Origin of the sequence: Algihabitans sp. (assembly GCF_965226985.1) — a bacterium.
In the GTDB taxonomy this organism is placed as follows: domain Bacteria; phylum Pseudomonadota; class Alphaproteobacteria; order Kiloniellales; family DSM-21159; genus Algihabitans.
Genome location: NZ_OZ245712.1, coordinates 1,342,012 through 1,356,317 on the forward strand (window position 1 = coordinate 1,342,012; position 14,306 = coordinate 1,356,317).

Sequence of the window (14,306 nt, forward strand, 5' to 3'; positions counted from 1 at the left end):
TGTAGGATCATCCTGCGGCACGCGCGCGACCGAGCCGGGCGAGCAGATCGGCTTGCCCATGCAGCACCCCCGGGTCGCTCGCCGCACGCGGCGTTTTCCCCTCGGGCCGGTCGGGCCGTTCCAGGCGTGCCGGACGGCCGGCCATGACCAGAAGGTTCTGGGCGATCCGCAGGGCCTCCAGCGGGTCGTGCGTGACCAGCAGGACCGTCCGGCCGGCTAGCTTTTCGGCGGCCAGGGACTGCAGGTCCAGACGGGTGATGGCGTCCAGCGCTCCGAAGGGCTCGTCCATCAGCACGACGGGCCGGTTCTCGAAGAGCGTGCGCGCGAGCGCGACCCGTTGGCGCATGCCGCCCGACAGAGCCGCCGGTCTGTCGCGCCGGCGGTCGGCCAGCCCGACTTCGGCCAGCAGTGCTTCGGCGCGAGCATGATCCGGCCTCGCGCCGCGCAGCCGGTCGCCCAGGAACACGTTCTCGGCAAGATCGAGCCAAGGTAGCAGAAGGTCCTGCTGGGCCATGTAGGCCACCCGGCCGGTCAGCGCTCGGCCGCTGCCGTCATGAACCCGTCCTTCGGCCGCTGCCTCCAGGTCCGCGATCAGCCGCAGCAGGCTCGACTTGCCGACGCCGGAGGGGCCGAGCAGGGCCGTGATCTCACCCGGCGGAAGCTGCAGATGCAGATCGTCGAACAGTGGAAGGCCGTCGTAGCGCAGGCGCGCGGCCTCGACCGCAACGGCGGGCGCCGTTCCGGCCGTTGCGCGAGTCTGTGAGTCGAGGGGCGAGTCGTACATGCGGCAGGTCACCTCCCTACGCCGGTGCGAACCGGATCAGGTTCCTGGGGTCGTCCCTCAGGCGCCTCGCCTGTTGCTGGGACCTCTCAGCCGCCGAACGGCTCCCCCGGTGAAACGATGCCCTACTATGGCGGGCGCAGCCGCCGGATGCCAGCTTTGCGCGCCGGTAAAGCCGGTGTGCTGATCAAGCCCCTACACTGGACAGACGGAGAGGGCGCCACCATACCCTCAAATGGATGCCGTACACCCTCGACCACTTGCCTTCTTCGGGTCCCGCAGCGCCCTCCGCCCAAGCATCCGTCGTCTCGGCGATCAAGGAACTGGACGGGCGCCCGCGCCTGATCGGGCACGAGATCTATCGTCAGTCGACCTACGGCCGTGCACACCCCTTGGCGATTCCGCGCGTCTCCACCTGTATCGACCTTTGCCGCGCGCTCGGTTGGTTGCCGGACGACCAGTATCTGGAGTCGCCTCAGGCCACCGTCGCCGAGCTGGCGCGCTTCCACCGGCCCGACTATGTCGCCGCGGTGCAGCAGGCGGAGCGGGACCAGCGCCTGGACGACGAGACCCGCCAGCGCTTTCAACTCGGACTGGCGGGCAACCCGATCTTCCCCGAGGTCTTTCGGCGCCCGGCGACAGCCTGCGGCGGCTCGATCCTGGCGGCCGATCTGCTGCTGGCCGGGCAGGGCGTGGTGCATTCGCCCGCCGGCGGGACTCATCACGGACGGCCCGACCGCGCCAGCGGCTTCTGCTACTTCAACGACCCGGTGTTGGGGATCCTAAGGTTGCTGGATGGTGGATTGGAGCGCGTTTTCTATCTCGATATCGACGCCCATCACGGCGACGGCGTGCAGGATGCCTTTCACGACGACGCGCGGGTCTTCACACTGTCCTTGCACGAGGCCGGGCGTTGGCCGTTGTCGCGCACCACGGCGGAGGGGCCGGGCGGTCTGGCCGACCGCGCCGGCGGCGCGGCGCGCAACTTGCCGCTGCCGCCGGGCGCCAACGACAGCGAGGTGCTGTTTCTGCTGGAGGCGGCGGTGCTGCCGCTAATCGAGGCCTTCGAGCCGCAGGCCATAGTCTTGCAGTGCGGTGCCGACGCACTGGAGGAGGATCCGCTGAGCAAGCTTTCCCTCTCGAACGGCGCGCTCTGGCGGGTGGCCGAGGCGATCCGGCCGCTGGCGCCGCATCTGCTGGCGCTCGGCGGCGGCGGCTACAATCCTTGGTCCGTCGGGCGCGCCTGGGCCGGTCTCTGGGGCGTTCTGAACGGTCGCGAGATTCCTGCCCGTCTGCCGCCGGAGGCCGAGGCGGTGCTGCGCGGCCTTCACTGGCGGCATCGCCTGGGCCGCAATCCGCCGGAGGCCTGGTTCACAACGCTGGCCGATGCGCCCCGACCAGGCGCGATCCGACCTGAGGTCAGAGCCGCTGCCGCAGCGGTGCTGGCGCCGTGAGTCAGCCTGCGTTCGACCCTGCCGACGACGTGAAGCGCTTGCCTCGCCTGCTGTCCCAGGCTAAAGCCGCGCTCATGTCCAGCCTTTTTCTCCCTGTGTTCCTCGTCGTCTTCGCCTCCTTGGTGATCGCACCGCTGTCGGCCGCCGCCTCGGAGGGAGATTTCGAATTACCCGTCGTGCCGCTGACCATCGAGGCGGCGGACGGATCCCGCCACGACTTCCGGGTTGAGCTGGCCCGGACTCCGGACGAGCAGGCGCGGGGACTGATGTTTCGCGAGGAGCTAGCGGCCGATCGCGGAATGCTCTTCGTGCATCGGCGGCCGCGGGTCTCCAGCTTCTGGATGAAGGACACCTTCATCCCGCTGGACATGATTTGGATCGGTCCCAATTGGACCATATTGGGGGCGCACGAGAATGCCGTGCCGCACTCGACGGCGCCGATCTCCTCCAACGTGCCCGTGCGCGCGGTGCTGGAGGTGCCGGGCGGAACCGTCGCCCGCCTCGGTCTGGCACGCGGAGACCGCGTTAGGGTTAACGGCCTGAACTAGAGGCGTTTGTCGCCACGCTGCCTTGCCGCTTCGTCAGCACCCTTAGGCTTCGGGTGTGCCCGCCAGGACTTCCTCGAGCGGGCGCCAGCCTTCGCCGGCAGCCATCAGGCAGCTGAGGCCGGTCGGCGAGGTGACGATGATCGTCCAGGTGCCGTCTTCGCCACTGGACAGAACCTCGACCAGTCCGCCGGTGTTGGTGACGCCCAAGGCCACTGGAGCTTCCCGATACTTGCCGGCCAGATGCTTCAGCACGTCGTCCCGCTGTTGGCAGGCCGCCGGAGTCGCCTCGGCCGGCGCAGCGGTCAGCCCCGCGGCGAAGCCCGATGCCAGAACGGTGCCCAACACCAGGGTCGCGAAAGTGAAAAATCGACGCATTGCGGGTCCCCCTTAAAGACCGCGACTCGCTCCACCAGCAGAGCGATGGTGGAGTCTGCGTCTAAAAGGGTTAACTACCACCTAAGAATATTGTAAACGCCGAGAATTACACGCGGACAGCAGCCGCCTTACTCGCACGTTGTTCGCCGACTGCAGTCGAAGGCGGGTTGGCGGTCGGACGCGGGGGGGGGCGGTGCCGGGCCGGACGGGTCAGCGGACCCGCGCCAGGGTCAGGCCGTCGCCGATCGGCACGAGGGAGAGGGACACCCGCTCGTCGCTGTGCAACGCGCTGTTGAGCCCACGGATCGCCTGGGTGTCCGCGTCGGTCTTGTCCGGATTGGCGACGCTGCCGCCCCAGAGCACGTTGTCGATCATGATGATCCCGCCGGGCCGGACCAGCTTCAGGCCTGCCTCGTAGTAGCCGCCGTAGTTCTCCTTGTCCGCGTCGATGAACATCAGGTCGAACTGCCGGCCCTCTCCCTGCAGGGCTTCCAGGGTCTCCAGCGCCGGGGCGATCCGCAGGTCGACACGCGACGCCACGCCGGCTTCCTCCCAGAAGCGCCGGGCCAGGCGAGTGTAGTCCTCGCTGACGTCGCAGCAGACGAGCTGCGAGTCCTCCGGCATCGCCAGCGCCAGGGCCAAGGCCGAGTAGCCCGTGAAGGTCCCCACCTCCAGATAGCTGCGCGCGTTCGTCAGCTCGGCCAGCAGCTGCATGAACTGCCCCTGTTCCGGCGAGATCTGCATCATGCCGCCGGGCCCGGCCTCCGTCTCCGCGCGCAGGCGGCTGAGGATCTCCGGCTCGCGCAGGGAGACCGTAACGATGTAGTCGTAGAGGGCGTCGGTCATGCCGATGGTGCGCGGGGACATGCAGTGGCTCCTTGGGCGGCTGTGTTGGGGCCATGCTTCGAGACGCCGCTGCGCGGCTCCTCGGCATGAAGACTTTTTATAAATAGCAAAAATCTCTTCATCCTGAGGAGCGGCCCGAAGGGACGCGTCTCGAAGGGTGTCTTACTGGATTCCCTGCATTGGACCGGACCGACACTCCCATCCAGCCTTCACCATCCCCTCAATAGACCCGCTCGCGGGTCTTGAGGAAGCGGATCTTCGGGTTGGTCTTGGTGGCGTCGTCCAGGTGCCAGGTGTTGCGCGCCAGGAAGACCGGCTGGTCGTCGTGGTCGTCGGCCAGGCTGGCCTGGTTGGCGTCGCAGAAGGCCTTGAGAGTATGGGACTCCTCGGCCTCCAGCCAGCGGGCGGTGATCCAGGTCGTCGGCTCGAAGATCACCGGCACGTCGTATTCCGTGCGGATGCGGTCGGCCAGCACGTCGAACTGCAGCGCGCCGACCACGCCAACGATCCAGTCGGAGCCGAGGCGCGGCTTGAAGACCCGCGCGGCGCCTTCCTCGGCAAGCTGCTGCAGGGCGCGGCCCACGTGCTTGGCCTTCAGCGGATCGGTCGGGCGCACCCGCTGCAGCAGCTCCGGCGCGAAGGCCGGGATGCCGGTGAAGTGCAGCTCCTCCCCCTCGGTCAGGGCGTCGCCCAGGTGCAGGTTGCCGTGGTTGGGGATGCCGATGATGTCGCCGGCCCAGGCCTCCTCCGCCGTCTCGCGGTCCTGGGCCATGAACAGCACCGGCGTGTGCAGGGTCAGCTGCTTGCCGGTGCGCACCTGGCGCAGCTTCATGCCCCGCTTGAAGTGGCCGGAGGCGAGGCGGAAGAAGGCGATGCGGTCCCGGTGCTTGGGGTCCATGTTCGCCTGGATCTTGAAGACGAAGCCGGTGACCTTGTCCTCCTGCGGCGCGATGGCCCGCTCCGCCGTCGGCTGCGGGCGCGGGGCGGGGGCGATCTCGGCCAGCCCCTCCAGCAGCTCGCGCACCCCGAAGGTGTTGAGGGCCGAGCCGAAGTAGACCGGCGTCAGGTTGCCCTCGCGGTAGGCCTCCAGGTCGAAGGGCGGGCAGAGGCCGCGCGCCATCTCGACCTGCTCGCGCAGCTCAGTCACAGCCCAGTCGGGCAGCAGCTCGTCCAGCTTCGGGTCGTCCAGGCCGCTGCAGACCTCCCCCTCGTCCGGCCGCTCGCCCTTGCTGCGGGCCACCAGGATCAGCCGGTCGTGGATCAGGTCGTAGCAGCCCAGGAAATTCTTCCCCATGCCGATAGGCCAGGAGGCGGGCGTGACCTCGATCGCCAGGGTCTGCTCGATCTCGTCCAGGATCTCGAAGGGGTCGCGCGCCTCCCGGTCCATCTTGTTGATGAAGGTGGCGATCGGCATGTCGCGCAGGCGGCAGACCTCGAACAGCTTGCGGGTCTGCGCCTCGATGCCCTTGGCCGCGTCGATCACCATCACGGCGGAATCCACCGCCGTCAGGGTGCGGTAGGTGTCCTCCGAGAAGTCTTCGTGCCCCGGCGTGTCCAGCAGGTTGAAGGTACAGCCGCCGTAGTCATAGGTCATGACCGCCGAGGTGACGGAGATGCCGCGCTCCTGCTCCACCTTCATCCAGTCGGAGCGGGCGCGCCGCCGCTCCCCGCGCGCCTTGACCGCGCCGGCCAGCTGGATCGCGCCGCCGAACAGCAGCAGCTTTTCCGTCAGCGTCGTCTTGCCGGCGTCCGGGTGCGAGATGATCGCGAAGGTGCGCCGCCGGGCGACGGCCTGGGCGACCGAACCTGTGCCGGTCGCCGCCGAGGCGTCCGGGGCGGAGGAGGGAGAGAGCGAGTCCATAGTGTTCTGCTGGGAAACCTTGTCGCGGCGTCGTGCCGTAGAGCGGGAGACATCGAACCTGCCTGATGTAACCCGGTAAGCGGCAGGGTTAAAGGCCGCCGCGGCGCCTCAGGCGATCCGCTCCAGCACGCCGTCGGGCAGCCAGCCGGTTTCGCCATCCGCGTTCGTCGCCAGGACGAAGCCGCTTTCGGCGTAGTGCAGCGTGACCTCCTCGCCCTCGGCGACGGTTAGCTCCAGCGCGTCGAAGTCGCGGGTCAGCCTCCAGGGCTCGGCGCTCCGGTCCAGCCAGGCCAATGGCACCCAGCCGCCGCGGTCCTGCGGATCCGTCGCCCAGACCCAGCCTTCGACGTCCGTCGTCTCGCCGAAGTCCGGCCGCACGGCGGCGCCGGCCGGCGCGCGGAAGGGAATTGCGTAGGGGCGGTCGTAAGCGCGCGTGGCGCGGGCGCGGCTGCCGTCGGGGAAGAGGGTGAACAGGGGCGGCCTCCGTCGCGCGGTCTCTCGGCTACGAATTCTTCATCGGCCTGTGGTTAGCTTGGCTAGGCGGTCCTACGTCGGGGTGCTATAAGCGCGCAAGCCCGCAGTCCGGCGCCGCAGAGCGGCGAGGCGGCGGGCGGGCCGGGGAGTAGCGCAGCCTGGTAGCGCATCTGCTTTGGGAGCAGAGGGTCGCTGGTTCGAATCCAGTCTCCCCGACCATATCTTTCCCAGGTGACGCGAAAGCGTCCCTGGATAGGGCGGCGACCGTCGACGCCGAAACGCCAGTCGATACCAGAGAGCCAGTCGACACTAGAGAGAACGAGAGACCGCCATGCAGGTGCGGATTTACCAGAGCCCCAAGACGGCCACCCAGTCCGGCCGGGCCAACACCAAGCGCTGGGTGCTGGAGTTCGAGCCGCAGCAGCAGCGCAGCATCGAGCCGCTGATGGGCTGGACCGCCTCCGGCGATACGCGCCAGCAGCTCCGCCTCTTCTTCGATAGCGAGGAGGAGGCCGTGGACTACGCTAAGCGCCACGGCTACATGTACAGCGTCGAGCGCCCGAGCGAACGCGCCGTCCGCCCCAAGGCCTACGCCGACAACTTCAAGCACGACCGGCCCCTGCGCTGGACGCACTAGGCCCTCCCGGTCCATAAGAACACCCGGTCAGCGCCCGTAGCTCAGCTGGATAGAGCAGGTGCCTTCTAAGCATCAGGCCGCAGGTTCGAATCCTGCCGGGCGCGCCATTTTTTCGAAGATAGCGGCCTAAACTTGCCTCGTGCTTCGATGCTGTTCGACTGCGCGTTTCGCTCTCGTGTCGACGATCGGGGCGCAGTAGGCGCGGTGCGCCTCGTCTTGCGAGGCGGACTACTGTGCCATCTCCTGTTGTGCCGGCGAAGTCACTGCGGCAAGCGCGCCCGCTTACAGCTCTGGGTTGGCTTTAACACACAACAACGTTGGACCGCGTTAGGGACGAAGGGGGCATTGGAAAAAACCGCATGAAACGCCGCGCATCGTCTGACTCATGAAATCAAATGTGTGAGCACTCCAGCCGGCACGTTAAAGCAGAATGTCATGAAACCGTCACTTATCTCCAATAGGCTTGTAGGGTCGGAATTGGCCGTACTCCCAAGATAGAGTATTTTCCAATAAAGACGCGGTCAATGATCTGTCGCTTAACAACGAATTTGTAAAGCTGAGGTCATGCCATGAAAAAAACCATCAGTCTATCTAGAATTTACATTGTAATGGCTTTGGCCATTATCGCATCAGCCGGTCCTGGACACGCAACGGACCCTTTGGATTGGCCTACCTATGGACCTGAGCTAGGCCATCTTCGCGTCGACGACGGTATCGATCGCGGAGATGGGCTTACCAATGGCATCCCAGACATAGTTGGTCCAGTCGATGGCAGCGCAAAGCTGACTATTTTTACCGAAGGCAACCACTATCCAGTATTACTCCCTCTCGTTTTCGATGCATTTCCGGAATACTGTGCCGAGACCGAGCGTTGCTCCATTACAGCTGACGAAATCACGGTCGTCACGCTGCCTCAAGTCATGATCATGGCCGGGCTGCAGAGCGGAGGTTTCCGGTTCGGCAATGCTCAGCTCCCTGTGAAGCAGGATACACCGGTATTTCCCGATCTCTTCATGCTCGGCGAGCGACCAATGGGGCGACTCAACGAACAACAATTACTTGCGAGCAAACCTCGTGTCTTCGCTAAACATCGTGGAATGGGTTTACTCATCAATCGCGATCTGTATCAAAAGGTCCCGGACCTTCAAGCGTTTGCCTCATCGGATCTGCCTTTCGTGTTCGCAACACCGCGTGAGACTGGTGCACGCCACCAATATCTTGGCACGCTTAACGCACTCTTGGGAGAAGATGCGGCCCGCGCAGTTTTTGCGCGGGAGGTCGCCGATTTTCCAGGGCGGGTAGCGATACAGCATAGGGATGTTCCCTACGCGGTTATGAACGGAATCGCTCCGGTGGGAATGATCTTTGGCCATCTTGCCGACTTTTACGCGAGCTACTGGCCTGACCGTCTTGCCTTTGTCGAAATACCGGAGGCGGCACAATTCGGCTCAGAAATCGCTGTCGCGAAAGCAGAACGGCCGAACGCAGATCCGTCGGCCGCAGACGCTTTCCTGGAGTTCTTGTTTGATGCGGCACCTGGTGCTTACCGTGCAGGCGGTTTCATGTCGTCTGAAGATTTCGATTTTGGTCGCGAACTCAACTGGTAGAGCAATTGAGCTCTGAATCCGCGGTCGCGCTAAACTTGCTTGGGGGCGGCCGCTGCGGGAAACCGCTATGGGCCGACCGAAGCAGGTGTGTGCTAGGCGGCTGCGAAGTGCTGAAGCCGTTGTCTCGCTTCGGGCGGTTTTGGCTTGGTGCAGTTACTGGATGCAAGTACTGGATGCAGAAAAACCTCCGCCGTTGATCTGCGCGGCGGACGTTCTGTGTTGGTTGCGGGGGGCGCAAGCACCGAGACCGACATTCAACCTCTGTAACGATTTGACTGGGGCGGGGGCAGGATTCGAGGCGGCCGTCTCCGTCGTTTTAGGCTCCCGTGCATAGCCTAACTCACAGTCTGTTCTTCCGCTCTTGCGAAAAGATTGCACCATCGAAATCTCGTATCAAATATTTTATATTTTAAGTTGTTGTCTTACTGTAAAGGTTCATTGAATGATTAATTAACAGGAAATTCATTGTTATAAGGCATGTCTCAACTCATGATTTGGTATATTATTCATTAAAATGGCCTAGATATATGGGCTTCTACAGCACAGTCATTGCGGCAACGGCGAAACGCCGAAGAGCTGCGTGTGTAGACCGAGCAGCAGGGCGTAGAACAGGGCCGCTGCGCCCAGGCGCAGCGGTAATCCCGACGCCCGGTCGAAGCCCGCCGCTGCCGGCGCCTTTCTCATCCGGGTGACCAGGTCGTCCCAGCGGCCGCCCATTTGCCGGCGCTTGCGGCGGTCGATCAGGCGCATGCTGAGTAGGGCGAAGGTGGCGAAGCTGCCGAAGAGTAGCAGGTGGGCGAGGTCGCCGTTGGGCGGGATGTGCGCGGCGGCCCAGAGGGCCAGGGCGGCCAGCAGGGGGTGGCGCGTCCAGCGCAGCAGGCCGGGGCGGGTGGGGTCGAAGCGGTCGTTGTGCCGCCCGCCGAAGGAGAAGGGGTTGGGGCGGCCGAGGCTGAGCGCGACCAGCAGGCAGGCGGCCGCCATGGCGCTCAAGGGGACGAAGGCCTGCCAGGGCGCCCAGTTCCAGAGCAGTAGGAACGGCGCGCGGCTCGCCGCGCCGATCAGCCAGGCGAGCAGGGCCAGGGACAGCAGGGAATAGGCCAGGGTGAAGCCGCGCGGCCCCAGCGCCGCGACCAGCCGCGCCTTGACCGGCGGCCGGACAGGCAGCGCGTGGGCGAGGAAGAAGGCCAGGAAGGCCAGGGCAAACTCCGTCCAGCCGCTCACCTAGCGCGAGTCCCTCCGCCGACGGATCAGCAAGGGGCCATAGAGCAGGGCGAAGCCGAAGAAGCCAGCGCACCAGAGGACGGCGGAGAGACCGTAAAGCGGTGCGGCCCAGGCGGGGAACGGATCGGCCAGCAGGCGGAGCGCCACGGCGGCGATCACCAGCAGGTAGAGGCCGGTCGTCCAGCTATCGGCTTTGAGGTTGCGTCCACTGTGGCCCAGGGTCGCGCGGGTCATGACCGCCAGTGTCATCACGCCGATCCCGCCGGCCATCCAGAGGTGCTGGGCGGCGACGTTCGTCAGCAGGTCCGGCCGGAGGATCGCCGTGCCGAGCGCAAGCATGCCCAACGGTACGAAGGCGTAGCCGATATGCAGGATCCAGACCAGCGGTTCGGCGCGCGTCTGTAGGCCTTGCCAGCGGACCAGCCGCAGCGCGAGCGCAAGACCGGCCGCCAGCAGGGCCACGCCGCTGCCTGCCCAGGCGGGGACGACCACCCAGGACAGCAGTGCAGCCAGGCTGACCAGAAGGGCGAGCCTGTCGAGAGGTCCGAAAGACGCGGGGAGCGCAGGGGCGTCGCGTTTGGCCAGCCAGTTGCGGGTGAAGGCGGGTACGATGCGCCCGCCGATCACGGCGATCATCATGACGGCGGCGGCCAAGCCAAGACGCAGCCCGAGCCCCGAGGCCGCGTAGCCTTCCTGACGGGCCGCCTCCCAATGGAACAGGGCGTTGCCGGCCAGGAAGGTGCCTAAGATCAGCAACACGACCAGATTACGCCAGTTCTTCCCGGCCACGACTTCGCGCAGGATCACGGCGGCCAGCAGTGTCAGAAACGCCAAATCAACCAGGGCAACGGCCCAAGACGGAAGAAAGGCCGATACGGCCACCGCGAGGCGCCCCAGCAACCAGACCGCTAAAAGCCCGAAGAGCGGCCAGCCGGCCAGAGGCGGCCGGCCGGTCCAGTTCGGCACCGCCGTCAGCAGAAAGCCGGCGACGACGGCGCCGAGGTAGCCGAACAGCGCTTCATGGGCATGCCAGGTCAGGGGATCGAAGGCGGTGGGCAGGCTCAGGCGGCCCGACAGCATCGCGATCCAGAGAGCCATGGCCAGACCGGCCCAGAGACTCCCGAAGAGGAAGAAGGGCCGGAACCCGAGAGAGAAGAGCGCTGGTCCAGACCAGGGCCTCAAGAACGCAGCCGGCTGTGCCGAAGTGGACGCCACCTCACGACATCGCCGGACTGCGGAACTGGCCGAGAACGGTGCCGTCCGCCGCGCAGGTGAAGCGTACACTGGCGCCCTGATACCTGAAGGTCAGGCGGAAGCGGCCGGCGTCTGCCCCTTCGCCACGCTCGTAAAGGGCTGTGAGCGACCCTTGACGCAGAAGCTCCGGTACGGCGGCGGGGGCGAGATCCAGATAGGGGGCAAGGTCCTCGGCGGCGACGATTGCACCGTCTTCGGTCAGTTCGACTTTCATGGGCAGACCCTCCGCTCGGTCCCTGGGTCGAGAAGGTGCGGGTCGAGAAGGTGCGGGTCGAGAAGGTGCCTTCGCGCACGCTTCGCGGTCCCCGTTTCTGCGCCGCACCCCGCCTCTATGCCGCGCAGGCGTGATTTTAATATGCATATGAAATGCCTGTTCTAACGAATCAAGAGATCTTGCCGTTGCCTTAAGGGTGCCGGCCTCCGCAGGCCGAAGGTGGGTGCGGTGTCGAGCTTGATTTCTACGACGAAGAAATTATGTTTTCTCCATCGTAGAAATTAACGCCACCATCCTGAGGCTACGGGACAGCGGTGCAGCCGAGGAGAAACGCGTCATGCAGGCCCTGATCGTCTTGGCCACACCCGAGCCCGCATCGTCGAACGCCCGCATCGCCGCAGTCGCGGATCGCGTTCTTCAGGCCGCGGGATGGTCTGTGGAAACGCGGGATCTTTACGGTGAGCGGTTCGACCCGGTCGAGGCCCCACGGCACTACGTCACTCGCGCGGATCAGATGCGTTTCGACGCGCAGGTCGAGCAGCGGGCCGCTTTCGAAGCGAACCGCCTCCCGCATGATGTGGCCTCGGCTTTGCGAAGCCTGACCTCCGCGGATCTGGTGATTTTCCAGTATCCCCTCTGGTGGTTCGGAATGCCGGCGATCATGAAGGGCTGGCTCGACCGTGTTCTGGTCTACGGCGGTTTCTATACTAGCGAGCGGCGCTACGACCGGGGACCCATGAAGGGCAAGCGCGCGCTCTTGTCCCTGACGGTCGGCGACAGCCGGGCGGCCTACGGCCATAACGGACTGGGCGGCGATCTGGCTGCGTTGCTCTGGCCGACGCTCTTTACCCTCAGGTTCGTCGGCTTCTCTCTTTTGCAGCCGTCCGTCGCCTATGGCGTGCATGGTGGCCTCAACGCTGCCGGGGCCAATGGCGAGGCAGTAGAGGCGGATCTGCGCCGCACGGAAGAGCGTCTTGCGCGCCGGCTGCCGAACGCCTTTCGCGAGCCTGAACTCCCCTTCAACGGCTGGGAAGACTTCGATGAGACCGGTCTTTTGACTCCCGAGGCGCCGAGCTACTCGCCCTTCCTTCGCCAGAGCGCAGACCTGAACGGTATCCCGGGATGGCCAGGTTTGTTTTCTCCGGAAAGCGTTCTAAAATAATATTTTAGAGGTCTTTCCTGGCACAGTAAGTTAATCCTGGACCTGCTGGAGAGCGGGCAACCTTAGTCTCCCCCAACGGTCGCCTTCGCCGGGCTCGCGTCTTGGGTCCCGCTTTCCGATCCGACCCCCTGTTCGCCCTGGGGCGCGGCGGTTTGGCCGGGGATCCGGCAGAAGCCCTGGGGCGGTACGGCGAGGGCGCTGTTGAACTTGCTGGAGAGATTCTGGAAGGCGATCAGGCCGGTCAGCTCCACGATGCCGTCTTCGTCGAAGTGGCGGCGCAGGGCGGCCATCATCTCGTCGTCGACCTCGCCATCCGACAGGGTGACGGCCTCGGCATAGGCCAGGGTAGCCTTCTCCAACTCGTCGAACAGCGGGTTGTCGCGCCAGTCGGGCAGGGCGTCGATCTTTTCGGAAGACACGCCGCGCTTCATCAAGGTGGCCGAGTTGATGTCGACGCAGAAGCTGCAGTGATTGATCTGCGAAACCCGCACCGTCAGCAGGGAGCGCAGGGCGGGCGACAGCGGCGAGGACTTACGGTCGATCATGCCGTAGAGCAAGGCGACCCCCAGGAAAAGCCGGGGCGCGCGAGCCCAGAGCAGGGCGGCCTGCAGCGTCTCACCGTATTTGCGGCGCTGGTTCCAGAAGAAGGGTCGCAGATACCAGGCGACCCGTTCGATCGGTTTGGGTTCCACTCTCACCTGTTCACTCCATTCAATGTCCGACTTCACCGGTCGGCTGGTCGAGGGCTCGGCGAGCGCTCGACGGCGAAGGCCCGTCTCTCTAGCCGGTGGGACAGTCAGCCCCGTCAAGTCGCTGTTCGTACGCACCACGCATCTAGAAGTGTGTCCGCCAAGCCGGAACCACAACGCACGGACGGTCCCTGCTCGCGAAATCGTGCAAGGGCCCAAGAAATTACTTTCGAAGGTAAGACACCGCGCCGCTTTGCATGCGGTCGGCATCTCCGAGAGAGCGATGTCTCCTCCAGGCGGCAGCTGCCATGCTTGGCACGTCGGCCTACGCCGCCAGAGGGGAGCGGCGCTCCAGCCGACGCATCTCAGTGGGTGGAGTAGTAAGTATATTTCCATTTATATTTATAGATGGTGGTATATTCTATGGTGAAAACTACTTTAAATCGGCAATTCATTATTTGATCTTCGATGAATTAATTGTGATTCATTGAGAAGTCTCAAGTGCGATTAGGCCCTCTTTAAGGTGCTCTGCCTAACGTGGCCCGTTCGAACAGTCTGTGTCTCAGAACTGGAAAGAGCGTGTCACGGCCGTGAACGGATCGGGTGCCAGCGTCAACACGCCCACGTCGGGCAATCTGTCCAAGAGCGTTCAGTTCGCGGATGCGCCGTCCGCAAAGCTGGATGCCGAGGAGTATCAGGCAGAAGATCTGGACGTTGATCTACTTGGGATCAATCTGGACGTCGATCTGCCGGTCGATGCGGATCTCGACCTACTGGACGGAAATGCGCCGACTGAAGGTGATGCCCGAGATGGACGGCATCGCGGTCGAGCACGGCAATCTCGAGATCGGTTACGAGCGGAAGGCGCAGCTCATTCACGACGGCAGACTGCAGGATGAGATCGAATGCCGTCTCACCCTCCCTGAGTACAAGGACCGCCATGTCGATGTCGTTCTCAAACGTCATGAAGACGGACTCTGCGTCGTCATCATGGATGGCGGGCGCGGCTTCGAGTGGAAGAATTATCTCAAGATCGATCCTGCTTGCGCCAGCGACAGCAACGGGCTCGGGATCGCTCAGGCGACAATCGTGAGCTTCGATAAAGTCGTTTCCAATGCAGTGGGGAACCAGGTGGTTGGCTTCGTCTCCGCGCAAACCGAATTGGATTGGTAGACTGCCATGA

15 protein-coding genes, 2 tRNA genes and 1 riboswitch are annotated in these 14,306 nt (G+C 64.7%); of the genes, 8 read left to right on the forward strand and 9 right to left on the reverse strand.

Annotated elements, in window-relative coordinates:
- Positions 1-7 precede the first annotated feature (7 nt).
- Positions 8-784 carry an ABC transporter ATP-binding protein gene (locus tag ACO054_RS06055; protein WP_421709544.1) on the reverse strand — a complete coding sequence of 259 codons (777 nt, stop codon included), beginning with the start codon at positions 782-784 and terminating at the stop codon, positions 8-10.
- Positions 781-902, reverse strand: a riboswitch (TPP riboswitch). It overlaps the preceding gene by 4 nt.
- A gap of 118 nt (positions 903-1,020) precedes the next feature.
- Between ACO054_RS06055 and ACO054_RS06060 the strand changes: the two genes are divergently transcribed.
- Entirely contained in the window at positions 1,021-2,235 is a 1,215-nt protein-coding gene (locus ACO054_RS06060; RefSeq protein WP_421709545.1) for an acetoin utilization protein AcuC, read from the forward strand.
- Complete coding sequence (locus ACO054_RS06065) at positions 2,232-2,783, forward strand: DUF192 domain-containing protein (RefSeq protein WP_421709546.1); 552 nt, start codon at positions 2,232-2,234, stop codon at positions 2,781-2,783. Before ACO054_RS06060 ends, ACO054_RS06065 begins: the two co-directional genes overlap by 4 nt.
- A gap of 42 nt (positions 2,784-2,825) precedes the next feature.
- Here ACO054_RS06065 and ACO054_RS06070 read toward each other — a convergent pair whose 3' ends face one another.
- From ACO054_RS06070 to ACO054_RS06085, 4 genes are all read right to left on the reverse strand, one after another.
- Positions 2,826-3,158 carry a hypothetical protein gene (locus ACO054_RS06070; RefSeq protein WP_421709547.1) on the reverse strand — a complete coding sequence of 111 codons (333 nt, stop codon included), beginning with the start codon at positions 3,156-3,158 and terminating at the stop codon, positions 2,826-2,828.
- A 210-nt stretch (positions 3,159-3,368) separates the two neighbouring features.
- The gene (locus ACO054_RS06075; protein WP_421709548.1) at positions 3,369-4,025 is read right to left on the reverse strand and encodes an O-methyltransferase; all 657 of its coding nucleotides are present in this window, start codon (positions 4,023-4,025) and stop codon (positions 3,369-3,371) included.
- 199 nt (positions 4,026-4,224) lie between these two features.
- Positions 4,225-5,865, reverse strand: coding sequence for a peptide chain release factor 3 (locus tag ACO054_RS06080; RefSeq protein ID WP_421709549.1), 1,641 nt, complete (start codon positions 5,863-5,865; stop codon positions 4,225-4,227).
- 108 nt (positions 5,866-5,973) lie between these two features.
- Positions 5,974-6,243, reverse strand: a complete 270-nt coding sequence (locus ACO054_RS06085) for a hypothetical protein (RefSeq protein WP_421709550.1) — start codon at positions 6,241-6,243, stop codon at positions 5,974-5,976.
- A gap of 238 nt (positions 6,244-6,481) precedes the next feature.
- Here ACO054_RS06085 and ACO054_RS06090 point away from each other — a divergent pair.
- The 4 genes from ACO054_RS06090 to ACO054_RS06105 all read left to right on the forward strand — a co-directional run bounded on the left by ACO054_RS06090 (position 6,482) and on the right by ACO054_RS06105 (position 8,583).
- A tRNA-Pro gene (locus ACO054_RS06090) sits at positions 6,482-6,558 on the forward strand.
- A 112-nt stretch (positions 6,559-6,670) separates the two neighbouring features.
- Positions 6,671-6,976, forward strand: coding sequence for an ETC complex I subunit (locus tag ACO054_RS06095; RefSeq protein ID WP_421709551.1), 306 nt, complete (start codon positions 6,671-6,673; stop codon positions 6,974-6,976).
- Positions 6,977-7,006: 30 nt separating this feature from the next.
- Positions 7,007-7,083, forward strand: a tRNA-Arg gene (locus ACO054_RS06100).
- A gap of 462 nt (positions 7,084-7,545) precedes the next feature.
- The gene (locus tag ACO054_RS06105; protein ID WP_421709552.1) at positions 7,546-8,583 is read left to right on the forward strand and encodes a substrate-binding domain-containing protein; all 1,038 of its coding nucleotides are present in this window, start codon (positions 7,546-7,548) and stop codon (positions 8,581-8,583) included.
- A gap of 546 nt (positions 8,584-9,129) precedes the next feature.
- Here the strand turns inward: ACO054_RS06105 and ACO054_RS06110 are convergent.
- The 3 genes from ACO054_RS06110 to ACO054_RS06120 are packed head-to-tail and all read right to left on the reverse strand — an operon-like array spanning position 9,130 to position 11,272.
- Positions 9,130-9,804, reverse strand: coding sequence for an NnrU family protein (locus ACO054_RS06110; RefSeq protein WP_421709553.1), 675 nt, complete (start codon positions 9,802-9,804; stop codon positions 9,130-9,132).
- Positions 9,805-10,986 carry an NnrS family protein gene (locus tag ACO054_RS06115; protein ID WP_421710335.1) on the reverse strand — a complete coding sequence of 394 codons (1,182 nt, stop codon included), beginning with the start codon at positions 10,984-10,986 and terminating at the stop codon, positions 9,805-9,807.
- A 34-nt stretch (positions 10,987-11,020) separates the two neighbouring features.
- Positions 11,021-11,272, reverse strand: coding sequence for a DUF6522 family protein (locus tag ACO054_RS06120; RefSeq protein WP_421709554.1), 252 nt, complete (start codon positions 11,270-11,272; stop codon positions 11,021-11,023).
- A 337-nt stretch (positions 11,273-11,609) separates the two neighbouring features.
- On the opposite strand from ACO054_RS06120, the gene ACO054_RS06125 reads away from it, so the two are divergent.
- On the forward strand, positions 11,610-12,434 hold the full coding sequence (locus tag ACO054_RS06125; protein WP_421709555.1) for an NAD(P)H-dependent oxidoreductase: 825 nt from the start codon (positions 11,610-11,612) through the stop codon (positions 12,432-12,434).
- Positions 12,435-12,496: 62 nt separating this feature from the next.
- Here ACO054_RS06125 and ACO054_RS06130 read toward each other — a convergent pair whose 3' ends face one another.
- Entirely contained in the window at positions 12,497-13,132 is a 636-nt protein-coding gene (locus ACO054_RS06130) for a carboxymuconolactone decarboxylase family protein (RefSeq protein ID WP_421709556.1), read from the reverse strand.
- An 801-nt stretch (positions 13,133-13,933) separates the two neighbouring features.
- On the opposite strand from ACO054_RS06130, the gene ACO054_RS06135 reads away from it, so the two are divergent.
- Positions 13,934-14,296 (forward strand): hypothetical protein, encoded by a 363-nt coding sequence (locus tag ACO054_RS06135; RefSeq protein WP_421709557.1) that lies wholly within the window; start codon positions 13,934-13,936, stop codon positions 14,294-14,296.
- Positions 14,297-14,306: the final 10 nt, after the last annotated feature.